The following is a 23223-nucleotide window of genomic DNA, read 5'->3' on the forward strand; positions in this document are numbered from 1 at the left end:
AGGGTTTTGGGACCGGCTGCTACTCCGCTACGAACACCTGCGTGTTTGCCTCGGCGAGCGTTTGAGCCATTTCGGGTGGCGCGGGGGCATCGGTGAAAAGCGCGTCGATCTGGCTCAGGTGACCGAGCCGGACGAGCGCCGGGCGGCCGAACTTCGAATGATCGGCAGCGAGGAACACCGTGCGCGCGTGTTTGATGATTGCTTCGGCCACGCGGACTTCGCGGGTATCGAAATCGCGTAGCGTGCCGTCGGTTTCAATGCTGGACGCGCCAATAATCGCGAAGTCCACCTTGAACTGACGGATGAAGTCGATCGCTAGCTCGCCCACAATGCCCTTGTCCCAGGGCCGCACAATGCCGCCAGTGATCAGTACCTCGCATTCGGGGTAACCGCTCATCATGCTTGCTACGTTGAGGTTGTTCGTGATCACGTGCAAGCCGCGATGCCGGTTCAGCGCCCGGGCAACTTCCTCGGTCGTCGTCCCCAAGTTGATGAAGAGCGACGCCTGATCGGGAATGTGTGACGCGACCAGCGCGGCTATGCGGCGCTTCTCGTCGTGGAACATGCGCTGGCGCGCGGTGTATGAGACATTCTCCGAACTGGTCGGGAGGCTCGCGCCACCGTGATAGCGGCGCAGCAGGTTCATGTCGGAGAGCCAGTTGACGTCGCGGCGAATGGTTTGCGGCGTGACGTCAAAGTGCGTGGCCAGGTCCTCTACCGTCACGAAGCCATCGCGTTGCACCCAGTCGAGCAGCTCTTGCTGTCGTGCGTTCAAGGTGATGCGGGGATCTCGTGTCATGGCGTCGAAGAGTGCGCTTTATTGTCGTGAGGTGGCCCGTATTGTAAGGGAAAGGCCCGGCAGGCCGGCAATGCTGGATCACCCGTCTTGCCTTTGGATATAGCAGTCCTACGGCACGATGCAAGCGCGCCTGTGAGCGACTTGTCGAGGCAGTTTATGGCTCCGGCGAAGCATTGAGAGCGACGAGTTCGTTACGACGCGTTACGTCACGAGACCCACGCGAACGGGGTTGGATAAAGCCGCTCCCGCGTGATGCATACGCCGCGTGATGCATACGTATACATATCCGCATGTCCCTATGTCTGCACGGACCGTACGGATTGCATGCTTCGCGTTCTGCGCAGCAACTCGTCAGGATGGCAAAATTGATGGCGTCGAGTCTGAATACGGCTTAGCGGCCGGGACGCTATCGCGTTGTATGCGGATTCAATATGAAAATTGGTCGGCGAAAACGCTATTGCTCAATCGTCTTTCAGTGACTTGCCGAAATGTCTCTGTAAGCGGGTGGGAATCAATCGTGACATGCGTTATCGCAATGCGTTCCAGCGCGGTACGATTTATGCTCATTTAAGCGCTATCCGGAACTGATATGTGGTTCCCACGGTCTGTCTTCGGGCCTGCAGCTTCGTTGCAACCCGGCTAAGATGCAGGCTCTAAGTCTTCAAACACATGAGGACGCCGCAGATTTACGCTCACGGCGTCGCCTGATTTTCGGCCGGTTTGGCTGACGGCGCGTTCAGTACAGCTTTGGGAGCGCGATTTTTATGCACACTGACAGTACCCATGTGATGCCCTGGCGGATCGAAGATATCGACCTGTCCCGGATCGACCGGCGTAAAGCGGCATCCAATGAACACCTTCTCCTGTTGCTTTGCGCGGCTTCGTTCATTGAGAGCGGGACCGATCTTTATACGAGCAACCTGAGCACCTATTTCAACGACGACCCCGAAGTTTCCGACTGGCTCAACAATGAGTGGGAACCGGAAGAAATGCAGCACGGCCGCGCGTTGAAAACGTATATCCATCATGTATGGCCAGAGTTCGACTGGGACACGGCATTCAAGAACTTCTTCGCCGAATACTCGCTGACGTGTTCAGTCGAGGACTTCGAAAAAACGCGTGCGCTTGAAATGGTTGCGCGTTGCGTTGTTGAGACCGGGACGGCCACGCTGTACAGGGCCATCAACGACTGCTCGGACGAGCCGGTGCTAAAGCAACTCACCGACAACATCCGTACAGACGAAGTCCGGCATTACAAGCACTTTTTCCGCTTCTTCAAGAAGTACAACAAGATCGAGGGCAATGGACGCTTTGCCGTTCTCGGTGCGTTGTTGCGTCGCGTAATGGAAATCAAGAATGAGGATTCCGAGATCGCGTTGCGCCATGTATTTGCCATCCGTTATCCGGAACGTGCACATGACACTGCGCACAACCGCGAGTTGGCGGCGCGCGTGAATGCGCTGGTCCGGCGGAATTTGTCGGCCGATATGTGCGTGAAAATGCTGCTCAAGCCACTCGATCTGCCGGCCCGAATTCAGCCCAGCGTGCACTATCCGCTTGCGAAGATCACGCAGCACGTGTTCTTCCGATAGCCCAAGCGGGCGTTCGCACGGAATGATTCAGTACGCTTCAATCGATGGCCCGCTTTCGCGGGCCATCGTCTTTTCACGGAGGCCCGCATGACTGATTCCAATGCGTTCGGCATCGAGCATGGCACGTTTGACGAATGGCCTGCCGAATTGCGGACCTTGTTCGATGGCACGTCGATCGAGACAAAAATGGGCTTCACCGCGTCGTTGCTTGCAGCCGATGAAGGCCGTGTGCGGACGTCGCTGCTGAGCGTTGGCGAGTTGTTCGCACCGGATCCGGGTACGTTGTGTTTTTCGTTGTGGCCGCAGTCGCGGGCGGCGCGGTCGGTGCCGAAGACGGGAAACGCCACGCTGACCTTCGTCTTCGATGAAGCCTTCTTCCAGGTGCAGCTTGAGGCGCGAATCGTGCCATTGGAGGGCGCACCGGCCACGTGTTTTATCGCGACGATAGAAAGCGGTGAATGGCAGAAGGTGCCTTATGCGCGGCTCGTGCACGGCATCGGATTCGAGTTTGCCCCGGGGCAGGGTGACGCGGTGCTGGCGCGCTGGCGAGAACAGATCGACGCGCTGAAGCGTGCGGCGAGCGCCGCAGCGTGAAACAAAAAAGCGGAGCCGAGGCTCCGCTTTTTTATCGAGTGCTATGTCAGACAGTTGCGCCGCAAAAAATCTGACCTTCCGCCAGCGTAGCGAGGCTAAAGGCAGCCTCGCTCGCAGCACCTTCCCTCAAGCGGAGAGAAGGCGCAGGTGAACGTCCCACCCACACCTGCATCACTCAATTAACGCCCGCGTTGTCCGGTGCGCGGCGTATCGCGTCGACCTGCACCGCCGCCGCCTTCACTGCGGGGCTTGCCGCCAAGCAGCGCGGCACCAGGCGGCCGTGAGCCTTCGGGTTTGCGCGGCGCGGCGCCATTGCCACCGGTTTTCGCTGCAACAGGTTTCGGCGAGCGCGAACCGTACCCACCGCCGTTGCCACCATTACCGCCACCGTTACCATTCGCCGGCTTGGCCGACGGCCTGCCGCCGCCATTCGATTGCTTCGGTGCGCCCTGACGCGGCGCGCCTTGACCCTGACGCGCACCGCCGCCGCCTTGTCCGCGGCGGAGAATCGGTTCCGGCTTTTGAGTCAGATCCGGTTCAAAACCCGCGATGACTTCCTGCGGAATCGGCCGCTTGATCAGGCGTTCGATGTCCTTGAGCAACTGATGTTCATCGACGCAAACCAGCGACAGCGCCTCACCCGTCGCTCCGGCACGACCGGTACGCCCGATCCGGTGAACATAGTCCTCCGGCACATTCGGCAGATCGAAGTTGACGACGTGCGGCAATTGGTCGATATCGATACCGCGCGCCGCAATATCCGTTGCCACCAGCACTTGCAACGTGTTGTCCTTGAACTCGGCCAACGCACGCGTACGTGCCGACTGGCTCTTGTTGCCGTGAATGGCCAGCGCGCTGATGCCATCCTTCGTCAACTGCTCGGCGAGCCGGTTCGCGCCATGCTTCGTGCGCGTGAACACCAGCACCTGGAACCAGTTGTTCTGGCGGATCAGATGCGTGAGCAACTCACGCTTCTTGTCGCGATCGACCGGGTGAATCTTCTGGGCTATGGCTTCAACCGTCGAATTCCGACGCGCTACTTCAATCAGCGCCGGGCGGTCGAGCAGGCTGTCCGCCAGCGTCTTGATTTCTTCGGAGAACGTGGCCGAGAACAGCAGGTTCTGGCGCTTCGGCGGCAGCTTCGCGAGCACCCGCTTGATGTCGTGAATGAAGCCCATGTCGAGCATGCGGTCGGCTTCATCGAGCACGAGAATCTCGAGCTTCGACAAGTCGATGGTCCTCTGCTGCATGTGATCGAGCAGGCGGCCTGGCGTTGCCACGACAATATCCACGCCGCGTCGTAGCGCATCGATTTGCGGGTTGATGCCCACGCCGCCGAACATCACGGTCGATTTCAGTTTCAGATACTTGCCGTAGCCGCGCACGCTTTCTTCCACCTGGGCGGCGAGTTCGCGCGTCGGCGTGAGGATCAGTGCGCGTACCGGGCGCTTGGCTCCGGCCAAAGCCGCGGGCGCTTCGGACAAACGTTGCAGGATAGGCAGCGTGAAGCCTGCCGTTTTGCCGGTACCGGTTTGTGCGCCTGCGAGCAGGTCGCCGCCGTTCAGCACAGCCGGGATGGCCTGCAACTGGATGGGAGTAGGGATGGTGTAGCCGAGTTCGTTGACAGCGCGAAGCAAGGGTTCGGACAGGCCGAGGGAATCAAAAGACATAAGTGTTCACGGATTCGGTATGACGACCGGCGCTTTCGCTTAAAGCCCCAAAAGGCATGAAGCCCCAAAAAAAGGCGGCTCGCACAATTTTAGGTGCGTGCGTACGACGATCGAGGAAATCGGGCGGCATGACGTTCGGGGCGCTTGCTCGAAGTACAAGCTACGAGCGCCGGGAAAGTTGCCGCGAAGATCAACGCGCTATCAAGACACGCTGACTGGCGTTAAGTTGCATTTGAAACGCCGTAAAACGCTTCAAGTCAGGCATTAGGTGCCGATTAGGGCAGGCTCATGGAACGTACTCAAGCAACGTGCTCAAGCGACGTAGCGTGCAATGCTGACGAATTGACACAAGCTGCCGCCCAACACGAACAGGTGCCAGATGCCATGGCCGTGTCGGATGCGCTCGTCGTTGATGAAAAAGTAAATGCCGGCGCTATAGATCAAACCGCCGGCCAGCAGCCACGCCGTGCCGGCGGGCGGTAGTGCCGAAACGAGAGGACGGATGGCTACGAGCGCGAGCCAGCCCATCATCACGTAAATCACCATCGATACGCTGCGGGTTCGACGCCCGAGCGTGAGTTCCTGGACGATGCCAAGAGCAGCGAGCCCCCAGCTTACGCCGAATAACGACCAGCCCCACGGGCCGCGCAGCGTGACGAGCGTGAACGGTGTGTAGCTTCCCGCGATCAGCAAATAAATGGCCGAATGATCGCATTTTTGCAATACCGCCTTGGCCCGCGGGCTGCGGACCCAGTGGTACAGCGTGGAAATCGTGTACAGCATGAGCAACATGGCGCCGTACACCGCAAAGCTGACGATCTTGTACGGGTCGCGTTCCAGTGACGCCATGGTGACGAGCGTTGCGAGCCCTGCCACCGACAGCACCGTGCCGACGAGATGGGTAACGCTGTTGAACCGTTCACCAAAGTGCATCGACCATCCTCATCGCGGTATTGCGATCCTGTCTGTAACGCCGCGCTCTTCTGCTTTAAAAAGTGTTGAGACCGGAGCCAAACCGCGCAATCCGGCAAACCAACCCAGGGCATTTTACCGCCGCCGTGGCTCATCCCACCCGCTCACCCGACTTCCACCTTATTCGTGCTCAAAAAAGACGAAGGGCGCAGCCCCGGTTCCGAGGCCTGCGCCCTGCTTGCGCCGTTGAGCGCATTTTACTCTACCTGCGGAAAACCCTGCTTCAATCAGTCCAGCGGCGCCGAACGCAGGTTGCTGACTTGTTGCGGCGACACCGGCGTGCCGTGGTTGCCCCACGACATACGAATGTACGTCACGACCGCAGCCACTTCCGTATCCGACAGCGCTTGAGCGAACGGCGGCATGCCATACGGATGCGGGTTGCCTTCCGTACTCGGCGGATAACCGCCGTTGAGCACCATGCGGATCGGGTTCACGGCCGACTGCATCTGGATGGACTGGTTCGTGGCAAGCGGCGGGTAGGCCGGCGGTTTGCCGAGACCGTTTTCCGCGTGGCACTTCGCGCAGTTTTCCGTGTAGATCTTCTTGCCCTGTTGCAGCAATTCCGAACCGAACTGCGCCGATGTTTCGAACTGCATTGTTTCCGGCGCTTCGCCCTTTTGCGGGATCGACTTCAGGAACGTCGACATGGCGTTGATGTCCGCGTCCGTCATGTACTGCAAGCTGTTGTGGACCACTTCGGCCATTGGGCCAAACACCGCGCCGCGTTGCGACACGCCGGTCTTCAGCAGGTCGTTGATGTCCTTGATGTCCCAGTCACCCAGGCCAGCTTCCTTATTCGACGTCAACGACGGTGCGTACCAGTTCTGCAGCGGGATCAGACCGCCGCCGAATGCTGCGGAGCTGACCGGGCCGCCCAGCGGGTTGATCGATGTATGGCACATGCTGCAATGGCCAAGCCCTTCGATCAGGTAAGCACCGCGGTTCCATTCAACCGACTTGGTGGGGTCCGGCTTGAATTCGCCTTCGCTGAAGAACAGCACGCGCCAGCCAATCAGCATGTTGCGCTGGTTGAACGGGAAGCGCAGTTCGTGCGGACGGCTGGGTACATTGACCGGGGGCACCGAGCGCATGTACGCAAACATGGCGTCCGAGTCGGCGCGCGTGACCTTGGTATAGGCCGTGAACGGCATGGCCGGGTACAGCAGGCTGCCGTCTTTCGAGCGACCGAGATGGATCGAACGGTAGAAGTCGTCCGATGTCCACTTGCCAATACCGTACTGGTCGTCCGGCGTGATGTTCGGAGTGTAGAGCGTGCCAAACGGCGTCAGCATGGGCAGGCCGCCGGCAAACGTCTTGCCGCCGCGAACCGTGTGGCAGGCAATACAGTCGCCGGCACGCGCCAGATATTCGCCGCGTTTGATCAACTCGGTCTGGTCGGCGGGCACAGCGGCGACTGCGCCGCCCGAATGGAAGGTGTCGCCACCTGACCAGAGTGCGGCGGCGGCTGCGGCGGCCGTGATGACAACAACAGCCGAAAGTGCGAACAGGGACTTGCGTTTCATATTCTTCTCGCTCCTCGCGCCTTATTGCGGTTCGCTGCCGCAGGCGAGCGGCGTTTTGCGCGAGCCTGCGGGCGCGGGTACCGGATTAGCCGGTGCGGTTTGCGTGGACAGCCAGGCGGCGACAGCGGTCACGTCGTCGTCAGTCAGATGGGTGGCAATCTGTTGCATGCAGTCAGGTGCGATGGCGTGACGCGAGCCCGCACGCCAGGCGCCGAGTTGCGCGCTGATGTAGTCGGAGTGCAATCCCACGAGACCCGGAATAGCCGGTTGCATACCCGTCAGGTTCGTGCCGTGACACGCTGCGCAGGCGGGAATGCCGCGCCCTGCGTCGCCGTTCAGCACGATCTGCTGGCCTTTCGACAACGTGGACGCCGACACAGTCGGCTTGGCCGGTTGCGGATACGGCGGGCGTTGTTGCGAGAAATATGTGGCGATCTGATGAAGGTAGTCGTCCGAGAGATACGTGACGAGGTAGTTCATTGGCGGATACTTCCGGCGGCCTTCGCGGAAGTTCTGCAACTGGTTGTACAGGTAGTCAGCTGGCTTGCCGGCAAGACGAGGGAAATAGTCGTTGTCCGTGCCTTCGCCGTGGACGCCGTGACATGCCGTGCAACCTTGAACACGCGCTGCCATGGTGTCCGGTGCCATTGGCTGGGCGGCGGCTTGAGCGGGCGCCGGGGCTTCTGCTGCGCCGGCAATGCTGGCACTGCCGATCAGCGCCAGAGCCATTAGCGGGGCGAGCAACGGACGAAAGATGCGTCTTGAAGACACGCGACACTCCATGAATTTCGAGGACCTGCCGAGCTTCGTTCGGCTCGGTGCGAATATGTGTGAACCATTGCCACATTGGCTTTGCGAGCCCCTGATGCGACGCGGCATTCTATCATCGTTGCCTGATGATGACTATTTGGGCATCGCCCTGTTGCGTCTCGCTTTCAACGTGTACGCGACAATTTGCCGCGCGACCGATCGACATGGGTTTTTAACTGTGCGTGACATTTATCCGTTGACGGAGTTTGACAAAAAATCGACGCTCCGTGACGGGTTTCGGGGCGGTTTTGCGTGGCTTGGGTGTACGAAGGAAATGCTGATACATGGCGCCTTTGCATTTAAGCTGACTTGGCGCCGTATCCCGGCTTCACGCTGTTTGCAGGTCCCGCAATGCTTCCGGATGGAGAGCAGCGACACGCAGCAGCGTTTGTGCGGCCCCGGTGGGTTCCCGTCGACCTTGCTCCCAATCTTGCAGTGTTCTCGTCGATACACCGAGCAGGGCGGCAAACGCGCTCTGCGAAAGTCCGACCTTGGCGCGGGCTAATGACGCCGTTGTAGGTTCAACTTTGGTGACGCGTCCAGTGCGTCCCGCTTTCATATCGCGGACAGACTTCAACAAGTCCGCTTGGAATTGCTCCATTTCCTTATCCATTCTTCACCTCTTCACGTAACTGGTTTAGAAACGACGCTGGCAGATTGTCGAACTTCGCCTTCGTATACGCGATCAGCAACCAGATGCAGCCATCATCGAGCAGGTTGTAGTAGATCACGCATGCGCCGCCACGTTTTCCCATTCCGGGCCTTGACCATCGTACTTTGCGTAAGCCGCCGGTACCGGGAACGACATCTCCCGACAGAGGATTATTGGCAAGCCAAGCGATGAACGCCTCTCGCTCCGCGTCGCGCCAGATGTCCGCAGCATAGCGCTGGAAAATTTCAGTTTCGATGATCGTATACATCGGGCTGAATTATACGGCATTGCCGTATGGTGAACAAGAATGCCTGTCCATATTCGGGAACAAAGGATTGCCTTGACCGAAAAATCGGAAACCTGCCCGACTAATGCCGCCGCCGCGCTTATTAGCTTTCCACCCGCCCAGCACTAAAACGCCGCCTGGCACTCGCATGGCCAGACCACGCCATGTCCCGCATCACCACGGCCGCCGCATCGAAAGTCGGTTTTGTTTCGCTCGGATGTCCTTGGGCCTTGCTGCATTCCATGTGTCCGTTCCGCTAGACTCGCGTTCCTGGCCCATGCGGTTTGTTTTGTTTCTTCCTCGACCCTTCATCGAACCTTCAATGCATTCCTTGTTTGCTTTCAGCCTGAATTTCTTCGTCAAGGCGTATTCATGACTGACGATCCGCTGTGGTTCGCTCAAGTCCTCATTGCCGCACTCGCTGACATTGCCTTTGCCTGCACCCTCGGCGGGGCGTTCCTGAGCGTGTGGTTATCGAAGGAAAACGCGGCTGCACCCGTTTCGCCCGTGCGTCTCGGCTGGGTAAGGGCGCGGCGGCTGAGCACGGGCGGCGCGGTCGTGCTCGCGGTGGCAGATCTTGTGCTGGTCTGGCTGCAGGCGGCGTCGATGAGCGGCGCGCCTCTCTTTCAAGCCTTCGATGCCATTGTCACGGTAGTGACGGGCACGCACGCCGGCACGGGCTGGGCGATCGCGTTCGCCGGCAGCGTGCTGCTGATCCTAGCGACGGTCTTGGGCAACCCGAAGGGCGGACCGCGAATCGGCTTGTTCATGGTCGGCGCACTCGTGGCGGCGGCGGGCAAGGCGTCCGTTGGACATGCCGCCGATGCCGGCGCGTTTTCGCTCGCCGAAGGCGTGCAGACAATTCATTTGCTGGCGACAGCCGCGTGGGGCGGGTTGGTTATCGCGAGCGCGTGGCGGGTGTTGCCGGCGTTGGGGACGTCGCTTGCGCGGGCGTCCCTGATTCGTATTGTCGGGAAGGTTTCCACGGCGGCGGTGATTGCCGTGTCGCTGGTGGTTCTCACCGGGATATATAACGCGTGGCGCGGACTGGGCGGATCGGTGGTGGCGCTCGAAACGAGCGGGTGGGGCCACGCGCTGGTCGTGAAAGCCGTGCTGATCGGGACCGCGTTGTTGCTCGGCGCGATGAACCGATGGTCCGTCATGCCACGATTGCAGCGCACCGCATCGACAGTCGATGCGCACACGTTCACCGGCGTCATGCGGATGGAAGCGTTGCTGATTGTAGGGGTGTTTGTCGCGGCCGCCGTGTTGTCGCACAGCGTGCCGGGTTTTTCTGCGATGGGTTAATCAGTTAGCCGACGTGGGCCACGTGATGCCGATATCTACTCGTAGCCCAGCTTATGACTCACGATCGGGGCGCAGAACAGTGCCAGCGCGCAGCCAATCGCCTTGCCTTGAAGCTCGATGAAGGCGCGGTGCGACATGGGCCACGAAACGACTACATCGATGAGTTGCGGCAAGCAAAACAGCACAGCCGCGCCGATAAAGCAGCGCGTCACCGTCGACATGCGCCAGCTGTGCTGCGCACCCACGACCGCACCGATCACGCGCAGCACGCCGAACAGCACCAGCGCGCCGACAGCCATCTGCGTGCGGACGAACTCATCTGGAAGGGTGTAGTAATACATGCTGGACTCTCTAGCTTAGTCGTCGCGCTCTTCCCGGGCGCTGGGTCGAAACAAACTCACGTACGCCAGATAATGCAAGACGCGGGCCAGGCGTTGTCACCGCATGCAAAGCCTTTCGGCGCGGGGTTTCATGTGCCGAAAGGGAAGCCATTTCCAGTGCTGTAACCCGTTGGCTGAAGCTATCTCACCAGCACGTTACGTAACGCCATTGAGACGGAATTCCCGTCTCAATAACGCTATTCTACGATGCCCGCCGCTTCTGCATAGTGCGGTGCAACGCAATTCTTCCATCACCACTCTGCAACGCTGCCATCCGCGTGACGCCACACCGGATTACGCCAACGATGCCCAACCTTGGCCATCTCGCGCACTTTCTCCTCATTCACCTCGATGCCCAAGCCCGGCCCTTGCGGAATCATCACCATGCCGTCTTCATATTTGAAGACTTCGGGGTTCTTGATGTAGTCGAGCAGGTCGTTGCCCTTGTTGTAGTGAATCCCGAGGCTTTGCTCCTGGATGAAGGCGTTGTAGCTGACCGCATCGATTTGAAGACACGTCGCCAGCGCGATCGGGCCGAGTGGGCAATGCAATGCGAGGGCGACGTCGTAGGCTTCGGCCATCGATGCAATCTTGCGGCACTCCGTGATCCCGCCCGCGTGCGACGCGTCCGGCTGGATGATGTCGACGTAACCGCCGGCCAGGATGTGCTTGAAGTCCCAGCGCGAGTACAAACGCTCGCCGAGCGCGATTGGCGTGCTCGTCTGGTTCACGATGTCGCGTAACGCCTCAACGTTTTCCGACAGCACCGGCTCTTCGATAAACAGCAGCTTGAACGGATCGAGTTCCTTCGCGAGCACCTTCGCCATCGGCTTGTGCACGCGGCCGTGAAAGTCCACGCCGATGCCAATATTCGGTCCCACCGCTTCGCGCACCGCCGCGACGTTGTTGATGACGGCTTGGACTTTGTCGAAGGTATCGATGATCTGAAGTTCTTCCGAACCGTTCATCTTCACCGCCTTGAACCCGCGGTCCACGACGGCACGCGCGTTGTTCGCGACATCGCTGGGGCGGTCGCCGCCGATCCACGAATACACCTTGATCCGGTCGCGGACCTGGCCGCCAAGCAGCGCGTGAATGGGCACGCCGTGATGCTTGCCCTTGATGTCCCACAGCGCCTGGTCGACGCCCGCAATCGCGCTCATGCCGATCGGGCCGCCACGATAAAACCCCGCGCGATACATGACCTGCCAGTGATCCTCGATCAGCAGCGGGTCTTTGCCGATCAGATAGTCGGATAGCTCATCGACTGCCGCCGCGACCGTGTGTGCGCGTCCTTCGACCACCGGTTCACCCCAGCCGACAATACCTTCATCGGTCGTGATCTTCAGGAAACACCAGCGCGGCGGAACGATAAAAGTCTCGAGTTTGGTGATTTTCATGCTGGCGTCTCCTGATTTTTCCGATGGGTGGGGAACGAGGGTTTCTATGCTATCAAAAATTCATTCGATGTGTATATTAATAGTACTATTAGACGGAAATCCTTATCGGGAAAGGGTCCGTATAATCGCGTGGTTTTGAATCGGCGTGAATTTTAGGCAAGGGGAAAGCTATCCAGCACGATCTGCACGGACGCGTGGCGTACGAGCTTGGCACCGAGATTCTGCGCGGCGATTTTCCGCCGGCGTCTACGCTGCCGCGCGAAGCCGAACTGATGGAGCGTTTTGGCGTCAGCCGGACCGTGCTGCGCGAGGCGCTGCGGACGCTGACATCGAAGGGCTTGATTGAATCGCGGCCGAAGATTGGGACGCGCGTCAGGCCGCGACAGGCCTGGAATCTTCTCGATGCTGATGTCCTGGAGTGGTACTCGCGCGTTGCCAAGCCGTTGCAATTCGCGCTGAAGCTGCAGGAAATGCGCGAGATGATCGAGCCTTATGCCGCTGCATTGGCCGCTGCGAATCACGATGACGATTCGTTAGCGCGCCTCGGCGATGCGCACACGGCGATGCTGGAAGCGCGCAATGTCGATGAATGGGTTCGTGCCGATTTGCGGTTTCATTTGAGCGTATTGAATGCGTGCAGCAATGAGTTGCTGGTGCCGCTCGGGACGTTGATCGAGCGCACGCTTGAGGGGCAGTTGCGGTTGAATGCGCGGCGGGCGGAGGTGTTCAACGCATCCATGGCGGAACACACGGCCGTTTTTGATGCCATCGTCGCGCGGAATTCTGCGGCAGCCCGTGACGCGATGGGCGGTTTGCTCGGCGTGACGCGGGCGCGGATCGAGGAGTAGAGCGGAGATAAACGACGTTCGGCACACTCGGCGATATTTTCATTTTCGAGATAAAGTTGCGGGTCCGAGCGCTGTTTTGGATTGGTTTTATCCGGTTTCTCCGTTCTATCCGACACGCGGCGCTCCGCATCCTTTCGGAGGAGCCCGATTTGCCGCACGTTTCGATCGCCGTTGTGTCGTCGTGGGGCGCGTGGGCCGTGTTCGTCAGCGTGCTCGCCACCCAGCTTGGCGTCCCCATTCCCGCTGCACCCATGCTGGTGCTCGCCGGCACTTTAGTCGCGGCCGGGCTGGCTTCGTTCTGGCATATGTTGGCGGCCGCGGTCATCGCGGTGGTTATCGCCGATTCGCTTTGGTTTGCCGCCGGGCGGTTGTATGGCCGTCGATTCCTGAACTCGCTCGTGCGGTTCTCACTTTCCCTCGATACCACTTTGCGTACCGCCCGGCATTGGTTCGAGCGGTTCGGCGTGCCTTTGCTTGCTCTCTCCAAGTTTGTTCCGGGGCTCGGGCTGGTGTCGTCACCGTTGCTCGGGACGACGCAGATTGACGTGCGGGTTTTCGTGTTCTGGGATCTGGTGGGCGCTGGGTTGTGGGCATCGTCGTGGATGCTCGGCGGCGCGATCTTGAAGGCCGAAGTCGCGCATCTGCTGGTGTTCGTGAAGACGTATGGGCTCACCGCGCTCGATGTGCTCGGGATGGCCGCAGGCGCGTTCTTGGCGTACCGATGGGCGCGGCGTCTGCAGTTCCGTCGATGGCTCGCGAAGTATCGGATCTCGCCCGAACAACTCGATGAAATGATGCGCTCCGATGCCCCGCCCGTTATTTTCGATGCCCGGCCGGAAGCGGTGAGGAGGAAGGAGGCGCATCGGATCAAAGGCGCGATTCCGCTGGATTTGGAGTCGTCACGGAAAATCGATCCGATGTTTCACGAGCACGAGGTCGTGGTGTATTGCGTGTGTCCGAATGAAGCGACGGCCAAGCATATTGTGCAGCAGCTGAAGGTGAAGGGGTTTCGGAACGTGCGGCCGCTGAAGGGCGGGTTGGACGCGTGGGAGAAGAAGGGGTTTCCGGTGGAGCCTATTCCTCTTGATTCTTTGCGGACGGCTGCTGGGTCGTCGGGTTCTGCTTCATTGGATTCGTCTTCCTCTTCGCTCGATGACGACGATGATCGGAGCATGGGCGATATGGTGACCGTTCGGGCTACGGCGCCGGAGTGAGTTTTTTTGTTGTTTTTCGCTAAGCGGAGTTGCATCGGATGAAGCTGTTGGACGGGGTGGATCCTTCGCAATTTTTTGGCCTGCCAGCGCCGGATATCGCCACGCTCGATGATGGCTTGCAAGTTCCCTTTGTACAGACTGGGCATGAGCATCACGAGGTGATGCTGTTCGTGCATGGGTCGCTTTGTGACTTTCGATACTGGAAGCCGCAGTTAGGGCCGCTTGCCAAGCAGTATCGATGTGTGGCGCCCAGTCTTTCGCATTATTGGCCTTCGGGGGTGCTGGGGTTTGGTGCGATGGCCGGTGGATCAAGGCAGTTTAGCTGGGACGCGCATGTTGATGAGTTGGGGCGGTTCATCGAGCGGTTGGGCGTTGGGCCGGTTCATGTTGTCGGGCACTCGCGGGGTGGGTGTGTTGCGTTTCATCTGGCTGTGAGATACCCGGAGTTGGTGAAGTCGTTGGTGCTTGCTGATCCGGGTGGGGCGGTGGCTAGGGCCGGCGATGATGGAAGAGCGCGGACGGTGCTGCCCGCGCCGGTTAATGCGCTGCGGGCGAAGGCTGCGCAGTTGATTGGCAGCGGGGAGGTTGATGCTGGGTTAGGGCTTTTTGTCGATTCGGTGAGCCGCCCTGGGTTCTGGGCGAGGAGTCCGAAAGAGTTCAAGGCAATGGCGTTGGATAACGCGAGTACGCTGGCGCTGCAGTTTCGTGATCCGTTGCCTGCGTACGATGCGCATGCTGCGGGGAGGGTGCAATGCCCTACGCTGCTAATTGATGGGGAGAAGAGCCCGCGGATGTTTCGCGATGCGGTGGGGGCGTTGGAAGGGTGGATTGAAGGAGCGCAGAGAGTGACGATCGAAGGCGCTTCGCATGGGATGAATGTCACGCATGCGGGGGGCTTCAATCGCGTCATTGCCGGCCGGTAGATGCTCTGAAAAGTCGCCGATAATGCAAAAAGCTGCTGCTTCGATTTCATAAAGAATAGAGGTTTTTTAACAATCTGTCGGCGAAAAAGGTGAGTACCTCCCGAATGCTCCGAGCCTTCCTTCGCATGCGCCTGTAAGACGGGGCGGCTGACAGGATGTCATGGTATATCCGGGACTGAGCGAACCAACATATGACAATTGGCGTCCTGACAAAGCGGGTCTATCTACTTCGATAACTCTAGACAATACTTAAGCAGGCTAATAACGCGATCTTGTCTTTGTGTCATTGCAAACGCCGCTGTGCTGAGAATATAAAACGCTAGTGTTCCGAGTTAAAAATTCATTGAATGATGCTGATCGTGTACTAAAGTGTTCTGTGTGGCACTTGATACGAGGGGGCAACGATGAGCGGACGGCCCAAAGGCGAGCTCGTGCTGAGCGAATTGGAGCGCGAAGGACTGCAAGCGCTGACGATGCGACGCAAGACCGCGCAGGCCTTGGCATTGCGGGCGCGCATCGTGTTGGCCTGTGCCGATGGCATGGACAACAAGACGGTTGCAGCGAAACAGCGGGTCACTCAGCAAACGGTTTCGAAGTGGCGTGCACGGTTCGTGATCCATCGTCTGGACGGACTGCTCGATGCACCACGTCCCGGCGCGCCGAGGACGATTGATGACGCGCGCGTCGATGCGCTCATCGCGAAGACGCTCGAGTCCGTGCCTGTCGGAGCGACTCACTGGAGTACGCGGACGATGGCTCGCGAGATGAAACTGTCGCAGACAGCGGTCACGCGGATCTGGCGTGCTTTTGGTTTGCAGCCGCATCGGCAGGAAACGTTCAAGCTCTCCACCGATCCAATGTTCGTCGACAAGGTACGAGATATCGTCGGGCTTTACCTGGACCCGCCGCTCAAGGCCATGGTGCTGTGCGTGGACGAGAAAAGCCAGATTCAGGCGCTCGATCGCACGCAACCGATGTTGCCATTGGCACCCGGCATCGCTGAGCGACGCACCCACGATTACATGCGTCACGGCACAACCACCCTGTTCGCGGCGCTGGACATCGCTACCGGGGAAGTGATCGGCGAGGTACATCGGCGCCATCGCAGCAGCGAATTCGTGCGTTTTCTGCGCACCATCGAAGCCAGCGTGCCTTCTCACCTGGATGTGCATCTGGTGATGGACAACTATGGCACGCACAAAACCTCCTCGATCAAAGCCTGGTTCGCTCGTCATCCCCGCTTCCATGTTCACTTCACACCCACTTCGGCGTCGTGGCTTAACCAGGTCGAACGATGGTTTGCCGCGCTCACTGAAAAATACCTTCGACGCGGTACGCATCGGTCAACACGTCAACTCGAAGACGCGATCCGTCATTATCTGGATGTCTATAACGCGAACCCCAAACCGTTCGTCTGGAGCAAGTCGGCCGATGAGATCCTGGCCAGCCTCGAACGGTTCTGTTTGCGGGTCCGCAAGGCTGCGGCAGGAGCATCATGAATATCAATACAGACGCAATTGATGAAGTTTCCCTTGCGCTTCTCTACCTGACCCTGCATGACCGATACCGCGCATGGAAGGGCTTCGACTGGGATGTGCTGAATCGACTCCATGAACGAGGCTTCATCGAAGACCCTGTCAACAAGACGAAGTCCGTGATTTTTACGGAAGAAGGACTGCTCGAGTCCGAGCGACTTTTTAACCAGCACTTCGTCATTCCGGAAAGAACAGGGGATTGATTCAACGAACTTCTAACTCGGGACACTAGGATCAAAAAAATGAGCGCGTTAGCCCACGATTGCATGGCTGGAAGCCTTGCGAGACTAATCGAGAGGGTGGCGAGGCCCGCCAGTGCGGGAAAGAAGCCGATTCTCTCGATCGAACCCACGAGGATTCCACAACGCTTCTCAAATAAAATCCGCTCACCTTCGTAGTAGGTCAGGACATATCGAATGGCCGAGGCATCGCAGCTTGCAAGTCGTTCGACATATTGGAGATTAAATGTGATCGAAGATTCAATCAGGTAAAAGAATTGCGAAAATGGCGTTTTGAAGAGACTATGAAAAAATGGAATAGATAGTGCAATGGCGACAAGGCTAAGGGCAATCCCAAGTAATTGAGACAATGTTATTGTCGCGAGTGCCGTATTTGCCAGCGGTATGTCGTGGAGAAAATAGGAAAGTGCAGCAAGAATAATTGCCACCGAGAAGCCGATAAGTTGATGTGTAATCAGCCACTTGCTAAGGTTTTCTAAAATTTGTTCGTATCTAGTAAGTTTACGTGCCGGTTGCTTTTTCGTGGTCGCGTCTCTGACAATATTTAAGACTTCGTTGATTTTATGTTGTGAAGGCGTGTTCGACATTTTGTGTAATTCTCACGTAAAAAGATCGCGGTGTCGCCGTATTTATCGATTTTGTATAGTCGTGTCTCGAGCCGTGACAATGAATTTCAGGACGGGTCAAAGCCAAACAAAAAGCCGCTACTTCTTTCGAAGCAGCGGCTTTCTTTACAACTTGGTGGCGAATCAGGGATTCGAACCCCGGACCTGCGGATTATGATTCCGTCGCTCTAACCGGCTGAGCTAATTCGCCAAGAGATCGAGATTATGAAGAGGGTTGCGAAACCTGTCAACCCCTTCCCAGCTGATTCCTAGAGACAAGGTGGCCAGGAAAGCGACCAGCCCACAATCGCTCCCCGAGGCCCCCGAAAATCAATCCGAGTCATAAACCGCCGACCCCCTCGTCTCCTTAACAAACAGCATCCCGATCACGAACGTCACCAAGGCGATCACAATCGGATACCACAGCCCCGAGAAAATATTCCCCTTCGCGGCCACGATAGCAAACGCCGTCGCCGGCAAGAACCCGCCGAACCAGCCATTGCCAATGTGATAAGGCAGCGACATCGACGTGTACCGGATCCGCGCCGGGAACATCTCAACGAGCATCGCGGCGATAGGCCCATAGACCATCGTCACGTAGATCATCATGATGGTCAGGATCACAATAGCCATCGGCCAGTTGATCAGCGCCGGATCAGCCTTCGCCGGATAACCCGCCGACTTCAGCGTGCCCGCCAGCGTCTTGTCGAACGCGGCGCCTTTCTCCTTCGCATCGGCGGCCTTGCCGTCATACGTATCCACCACCGTGTCGCCCACCTTGATCTGCGCGATTGTCCCGGCTGGCGCCGCCACGTTCTCGTAGTTCAAGCCGGACTTCGACAACGCGCTCTTGGCAATATCGCAGGAGCTCGTGAACTTCGATGTCCCCACCGGGTTGAACTGGAACGAACACTCGTCCGGATTGGCAATCACGCTGATGGGCGACTTGGCCGTCGCGGCTTCCAGCGTCGGATTCGCGTAGTGAGCCAGTGCGTGGAAGAGCGGGAAGTACGTCAGCGCGGCAATCAGGCATCCGGCCATGATGATCGGCTTACGCCCGATCTTGTCCGAGAGCGACCCGAAGAACAGGAAGAACGGCGTCCCGATCAACAACGCCACCGCCACCATGATATTGGCGCTCGTGCCATCAACCTTCAGCGTCTGCGTCAGGAAAAACAGTGTGTAGAACTGGCCCGTGTACCAAACCACGGCCTGTCCCATCGTCAGCCCGAACAGCGCGAGCAGCACGATCCTGAGATTCTTCCACTGGGTGAACGCTTCGGTCAGCGGCGCTTTCGACGTCTTGCCCTCCGCCTTGATGCGCTCGAACACCGGCGATTCGTGCAGTTTCAGCCGAATCCACACGGAGACACCGAGCAGCACGATCGACACCAGGAACGGCACGCGCCAGCCCCACGCCCCGAACGTTTCCTCACCGACAGAAGTCCGTACGATCAGGATCACGAGCAGCGAGATGAAAAGCCCAAGCGTAGCCGTGGTCTGGATCCACGCAGTCCACGCGCCGCGTTTGTTGGCGGGCGCATGTTCCGCGACGTAAGTCGCCGCTCCTCCGTATTCCCCGCCGAGCGCGAGCCCTTGCAGCAGCCGCATCGCGATGAAGAGCACGGGCGCGGCTATGCCGATCGTGCCGTATCCAGGTAGCAGCCCGACCACGAATGTGGAAAGACCCATGATCACAATTGTCACTAGGAAGGTGTACTTGCGCCCGACCATATCGCCGAGACGCCCGAACACAATCGCGCCGAAAGGACGCACGGCAAAACCCGCCGCAAAGCCGAGCAAGGTGAAAATGAAAGCGGCCGTCGGATTGACGCCGGAGAAGAACGTCCTGCTTATATAGATGGCAAGCGAGCCCGCCAGATAAAAGTCATACCACTCGAACACCGTGCCTAGCGATGACGCGAAAATCACGCGCCGTTCTTCGCTCGTCATCGGTGCGTGGGAAATGCGCCCCTCAACCGTTGCCATGAATCATCTCCTTGTCTTGATCTTTATATGGCGGCCGCGAATAGCCGCGCCGTGCAACGATTATTGGAGGGAAAACTTACGGCGTTCTGACGCGGAGGGGTAGGGCGCTAAGATCCGGTTTTGTCTTTTTGGTGCCAAAACGTCCATCAACATGCTGGCTTTTACGGCAATAAAGTACCTAACGCCTGTCTAAATTGAGTTATGCAAAAATGCCGAACGAACTTTGATCAGGGTTTGTCCCGGGCAGGATAAACCCGTTGCAAGCCCACCCGGACAAGCGTTCCGGCTTGTCGCGGCGCTTCGCTGTACACGTGATCGTCTATATCGAACGTGCCGCCGTGCATCGTTACGATCTCCCGGACGATGGCAAGACCCAGTCCGCTGCCATCGCCCTCACGTCCAAGAATGCGATAGAACCGCTCCACCACGCGCGTACGTTCCGCTTCAGGAATGCCTAGCCCCGTGTCCTCCACGTCGAGAAAGACGTGCCGCGTGTCGGACTCGTTAGTGCGCACGCGGACCGTGATTCGGCCTCCGGGCGGGGTGTAGCGAATGGCGTTATCGATAAGATTCGACAGCATTTCGCGCAACATCACCGCGTTGCCTTCAACCTCGACCGGATGTGGCGGCTCCTCATAACCAATGTCCATCCGTTTGGCCAACGCCGCCTGCACCCAGTCGCGGACAGCGAGCCGCGCGAGATCGGTCAACTCCACGCGCGAGAAAATTTGCCCCGACATCCGGTTCTCCGCTCGAGCCAGCGCGAGCAGTTGCGTCACGAGCCGCGCCGCGTGCTCGGAACTCGTCGCTATCTGTTCAAGCGAGCGCTGCACTTCCGCCGATACATCCTGCCGCAACGCAAGCTCTGCCTGCGTCCTCAAGCCCGCAAGCGGCGTTTTCATCTGATGCGCGGCGTCCGCTATAAACCGCTTCTGCAACTGCATGTTCTGCTCGAGCCGGTTGAGCAGATCGTTGAACGACGCCACCAACGGCGCGATTTCCGGCGGCGCGCGGCTGGCTTCGAGCGGTGAGAGATCGTCGGGACGACGGGCGCGAATATTCGCTTGCAGCGCGTGCAGCGGCGCGAGCCCGCGCGACAACCCGAACCAGACAAGAACGATAGCCAGCGGCAAGATCACGAACTGCGGCAGGATCACGCCCTTGATGATGTCGTTGGCTAACTGGCTGCGTTTATCGAGCGTTTCGGCCACCTGGACCAGCACCGGATGAGCGAGCGTTGGCGCTTCCACCGTCGTATAAGCGACGCGAATGTCGTTGCCTCGCAGCACATCGTCACGAAATTCCACGATGCCGGGCTGCGGCCGGTCATCGTCGTGAGGCAGGGGCATATCGGCGTCGCCGCCTACCAGCTCGCCGCGCGTGCCCAGCACCTGGAAAAACACGCTGTCCACGTTATCCGCGCGCAGGAAGTCGCGCGTGGCGTTCGGCAGGCGTAATTCCGCGACGCCGTTCACTGGCGCGATCTGCCGCGCGAGCACGTACGCATCCGTCTCCAGCGCGCGGTCGAACGGCCCATTGGCAATCGACTTGGCGACGAGATACGTGACCGCAATGCTCATTGGCCACAGCAGTAGCAGCGGCGCGAGCATCCAGTCCAGGATTTCGCCGAATAGCGAACGCGGCGCGGGCTCCCCGTCCGGCTCAAGCTCGTCGGGCGGTGCGAACGGATTCGCGTAACGCGCGTCGCGGGAAGCGTCGGGGTCGGCTTCGGGCAAATCCGCCGAAGCACGTGACAGCTCGCGCAACGCCGGAGCGGAGCGCTCGGGGGATGCTGGCGAGCCCATGGCGTAGTTACTCGTGGTTGCTTACTTATGCGGCAGACTGGGCGAGACAGGCTCGTCGGCGTTTGCCGGGGAGGGCGGTACAGAAGTGGCCACCGCGGCAACGGCTTTTTCAAGGCTATAGCCTAACCCGCGAACGGTTATGATCCGCGCCCCGCCGGGCTCGATTTTTTTTCTTAGCCGATGGACATAGACTTCGATCGCGTTATTGCTGACTTCCTCGCCCCACTCGCAAAGGTGGTTGACGAGCTGTTCCTTCGACACCAACCGGCCAACCCGTTGCAACAAGACTTCGAGCACGCCGAGTTCGCGTGCAGATAATTCGATGACCTGGTCGTTGATGGACGCGAGGCGCCCGACCTGATCGAACGAAAGCGCGCCGTGTTTGACGACTGTGGGACCGCCACCCGCGCCCCGCCGCGTAAGGGCGCGCACGCGGGCTTCTAGTTCGTTCAGTGCGAACGGTTTGGCCATGTAGTCGTCGGCGCCAAGGTCGAGGCCTTTGACGCGTTCGTCGACACTGTCGGCGGCCGTCAGGATGAGCACGGGCATCTGGGAATTGCGGGCTCTGAGGCGTCTCAGGACCTCCAGTCCGGACATCATGGGCAGGCCCAGATCAAGGATCAAAAGGTCGAAAGTTTGTAGCGACAGTGCGTTGTCCGCGTCCACGCCGTGCCGCACATGATCCACGGCATAGCCCGATTGGCGGAGTGATCGAATGAGACCATCCGCGAGTATGCTGTCGTCTTCGGCAATGAGGATTCGCATCGTAGTGTGCGCAAAAAGCATTGCCGGCACCGCAATTCGCCCGGCGCGGCGGTCTCCAGGTGTAGTGGTGTTCGCAAGGGTCGAACGTGGCGCTGAAACTACGCGCTTCGATCGGACTTGCAAAAATACCTGTTTTTTTATACAGTGTCTGCAGCAGTGCGCCCGGCCGGAAAAAAGTCCCAAGGGCATGCGCCAGACGCCGTTCATCATAGCAAAGGACGATTCATGGAAGATAGCAAGAAAGGCCCGGGCGGGATGTCTGCAGAGAAGAGCAAGGCGCTTGCCGTCGCGCTCGCGCAGATCGAGAAGCAATTCGGCAAGGGGTCGATCATGCGACTCGGCGCTGGCGAAGCCATTGAAGACATTCAAGTGGTGTCAACCGGCTCGCTCGGACTGGATATTGCGTTGGGCGTTGGCGGCTTGCCGCGTGGACGCGTAGTGGAAATCTACGGTCCGGAATCGTCGGGCAAGACCACGCTGGCGCTGCAAGTGATTGCGGAGATGCAGAAGGTCGGTGGCACGGCGGCATTTATCGACGCGGAACACGCGCTCGACATCGCTTACGCGCAAAAGCTTGGCGTGAGTCCGTCGGACCTGCTGATCTCGCAGCCGGACACGGGTGAGCAAGCGCTGGAAATCTGCGATGCGCTCGTGCGCTCGGGTTCCATCGACATGATCGTGATCGACTCGGTCGCGGCACTGGTGCCAAAGGCTGAAATTGAAGGCGAAATGGGCGACTCGTTGCCTGGTTTGCAGGCACGTTTGATGTCGCAGGCGCTGCGCAAGCTGACCGGCACGATCAAGCGTACGAACTGCTTGGTGATCTTCATTAACCAGATCCGCATGAAGATTGGCGTGATGTTCGGCAATCCGGAAACCACCACGGGTGGTAACGCGTTGAAGTTCTACGCATCGGTGCGTCTGGACATTCGTCGTATCGGTTCGATCAAGAAGAACGACGAAGTGATCGGCAACGAAACACGCGTGAAAGTGGTGAAGAACAAGGTTGCGCCGCCGTTCCGTGAAGCCATCTTTGACATCTTGTACGGCGAAGGTATTTCGCGTCAGGGCGAAATCATTGACCTGGGCGTGCAGGCCAAGCTGGTCGACAAGGCAGGCGCCTGGTACAGCTATAACGGCGAACGGATTGGTCAGGGTAAGGACAACGCACGCGAATTCCTGCGTGAGAATCCTGAAATGGCGCGTGAAATTGAAAACAAGATTCGCGAGTCGCTAGGCGTCAATGCAATGGCCGACGCAGTCGCACCGGGTGTTGCCGAAGTGGCGGATGAAGAAGAATGAGTTTTAGGC

21 protein-coding genes and 1 tRNA gene are annotated in these 23223 nt (G+C 59.0%); 9 read left to right on the forward strand and 13 right to left on the reverse strand.

What is annotated here, in order from left to right; translation table 11 throughout:
• Positions 1-19: 19 nt before the first annotated feature.
• Positions 20-799 carry a DeoR/GlpR family DNA-binding transcription regulator gene (locus tag SBC1_RS03000; RefSeq protein WP_165086613.1) on the reverse strand — a complete coding sequence of 260 codons (780 nt, stop codon included), beginning with the start codon at positions 797-799 and terminating at the stop codon, positions 20-22.
• 764 nt (positions 800-1563) lie between these two features.
• On the opposite strand from SBC1_RS03000, the gene SBC1_RS03005 reads away from it, so the two are divergent.
• Positions 1564-2391, forward strand: coding sequence for a ferritin-like domain-containing protein (locus SBC1_RS03005; RefSeq protein ID WP_165086615.1), 828 nt, complete (start codon positions 1564-1566; stop codon positions 2389-2391).
• Positions 2392-2478: 87 nt separating this feature from the next.
• A complete protein-coding gene (locus tag SBC1_RS03010) occupies positions 2479-2985 on the forward strand; it encodes a hypothetical protein (protein ID WP_165987259.1) in 507 nt (168 codons plus the stop codon).
• A gap of 179 nt (positions 2986-3164) precedes the next feature.
• On the opposite strand, the gene SBC1_RS03015 is transcribed toward SBC1_RS03010, so the two are convergent.
• The 6 genes from SBC1_RS03015 to SBC1_RS03040 all read right to left on the reverse strand — a co-directional run bounded on the left by SBC1_RS03015 (position 3165) and on the right by SBC1_RS03040 (position 8883).
• Entirely contained in the window at positions 3165-4655 is a 1491-nt protein-coding gene (locus SBC1_RS03015) for a DEAD/DEAH box helicase (RefSeq protein WP_165987261.1), read from the reverse strand.
• A gap of 312 nt (positions 4656-4967) precedes the next feature.
• Entirely contained in the window at positions 4968-5588 is a 621-nt protein-coding gene (locus tag SBC1_RS03020) for a hemolysin III family protein (protein ID WP_165086623.1), read from the reverse strand.
• 266 nt (positions 5589-5854) lie between these two features.
• A complete protein-coding gene (locus SBC1_RS03025) occupies positions 5855-7153 on the reverse strand; it encodes a cytochrome c (RefSeq protein ID WP_165086626.1) in 1299 nt (432 codons plus the stop codon).
• A 21-nt stretch (positions 7154-7174) separates the two neighbouring features.
• Positions 7175-7936, reverse strand: coding sequence for a cytochrome c (locus SBC1_RS03030; RefSeq protein WP_165086627.1), 762 nt, complete (start codon positions 7934-7936; stop codon positions 7175-7177).
• A 355-nt stretch (positions 7937-8291) separates the two neighbouring features.
• A complete protein-coding gene (locus SBC1_RS03035; RefSeq protein WP_165086630.1) occupies positions 8292-8576 on the reverse strand; it encodes a DNA-binding transcriptional regulator in 285 nt (94 codons plus the stop codon).
• Positions 8569-8883 (reverse strand): transcriptional regulator, encoded by a 315-nt coding sequence (locus tag SBC1_RS03040; protein ID WP_165987262.1) that lies wholly within the window; start codon positions 8881-8883, stop codon positions 8569-8571. Before SBC1_RS03040 ends, SBC1_RS03035 begins: the two co-directional genes overlap by 8 nt.
• A gap of 390 nt (positions 8884-9273) precedes the next feature.
• Here SBC1_RS03040 and SBC1_RS03045 point away from each other — a divergent pair, with 390 nt between their 5' ends.
• Positions 9274-10209, forward strand: a complete 936-nt coding sequence (locus tag SBC1_RS03045; RefSeq protein WP_165987264.1) for a CopD family protein — start codon at positions 9274-9276, stop codon at positions 10207-10209.
• Between the two features lie 35 nt (positions 10210-10244).
• Here SBC1_RS03045 and SBC1_RS03050 read toward each other — a convergent pair whose 3' ends face one another.
• Both SBC1_RS03050 and dgoD read right to left on the reverse strand, forming a co-directional pair.
• A complete protein-coding gene (locus tag SBC1_RS03050; protein ID WP_165987266.1) occupies positions 10245-10550 on the reverse strand; it encodes a hypothetical protein in 306 nt (101 codons plus the stop codon).
• Between the two features lie 290 nt (positions 10551-10840).
• Positions 10841-11989 carry a galactonate dehydratase gene (dgoD, locus tag SBC1_RS03055; RefSeq protein WP_031359553.1) on the reverse strand — a complete coding sequence of 383 codons (1149 nt, stop codon included), beginning with the start codon at positions 11987-11989 and terminating at the stop codon, positions 10841-10843.
• A 149-nt stretch (positions 11990-12138) separates the two neighbouring features.
• Between dgoD and SBC1_RS03060 the strand changes: the two genes are divergently transcribed.
• From SBC1_RS03060 to SBC1_RS03080, 5 genes are all read left to right on the forward strand, one after another.
• Positions 12139-12837, forward strand: coding sequence for a FadR/GntR family transcriptional regulator (locus tag SBC1_RS03060; protein ID WP_165988783.1), 699 nt, complete (start codon positions 12139-12141; stop codon positions 12835-12837).
• Between the two features lie 149 nt (positions 12838-12986).
• Entirely contained in the window at positions 12987-14051 is a 1065-nt protein-coding gene (locus SBC1_RS03065) for a DedA family protein/thiosulfate sulfurtransferase GlpE (protein ID WP_165987268.1), read from the forward strand.
• 38 nt (positions 14052-14089) lie between these two features.
• A complete protein-coding gene (locus SBC1_RS03070) occupies positions 14090-14974 on the forward strand; it encodes an alpha/beta fold hydrolase (protein ID WP_165987270.1) in 885 nt (294 codons plus the stop codon).
• A gap of 404 nt (positions 14975-15378) precedes the next feature.
• Positions 15379-16473, forward strand: coding sequence for an IS630 family transposase (locus SBC1_RS03075; protein ID WP_165987272.1), 1095 nt, complete (start codon positions 15379-15381; stop codon positions 16471-16473).
• Complete coding sequence (locus SBC1_RS03080) at positions 16470-16712, forward strand: DUF6429 family protein (protein ID WP_165987274.1); 243 nt, start codon at positions 16470-16472, stop codon at positions 16710-16712. The genes SBC1_RS03075 and SBC1_RS03080 overlap by 4 nt, the downstream gene beginning before the upstream one ends.
• Before the next feature lie 775 nt (positions 16713-17487).
• On the opposite strand, the gene SBC1_RS03085 is transcribed toward SBC1_RS03080, so the two are convergent.
• From SBC1_RS03085 to SBC1_RS03100, 4 genes are all read right to left on the reverse strand, one after another.
• Positions 17488-17564 (reverse strand) — tRNA-Met (locus tag SBC1_RS03085).
• A gap of 119 nt (positions 17565-17683) precedes the next feature.
• A complete protein-coding gene (locus SBC1_RS03090; RefSeq protein WP_165086734.1) occupies positions 17684-19342 on the reverse strand; it encodes an MFS transporter in 1659 nt (552 codons plus the stop codon).
• A gap of 227 nt (positions 19343-19569) precedes the next feature.
• A complete protein-coding gene (locus tag SBC1_RS03095) occupies positions 19570-21147 on the reverse strand; it encodes a sensor histidine kinase (RefSeq protein WP_165987276.1) in 1578 nt (525 codons plus the stop codon).
• Between the two features lie 21 nt (positions 21148-21168).
• On the reverse strand, positions 21169-21912 hold the full coding sequence (locus tag SBC1_RS03100; RefSeq protein WP_165988785.1) for a response regulator transcription factor: 744 nt from the start codon (positions 21910-21912) through the stop codon (positions 21169-21171).
• A 225-nt stretch (positions 21913-22137) separates the two neighbouring features.
• On the opposite strand from SBC1_RS03100, the gene recA reads away from it, so the two are divergent.
• Positions 22138-23214, forward strand: a complete 1077-nt coding sequence (gene recA, locus SBC1_RS03105) for a recombinase RecA (RefSeq protein ID WP_165086739.1) — start codon at positions 22138-22140, stop codon at positions 23212-23214.
• Positions 23215-23223 lie beyond the last annotated feature (9 nt).

This window comes from Caballeronia sp. SBC1 (assembly GCF_011493005.1).
Classification (GTDB): domain Bacteria; phylum Pseudomonadota; class Gammaproteobacteria; order Burkholderiales; family Burkholderiaceae; genus Caballeronia.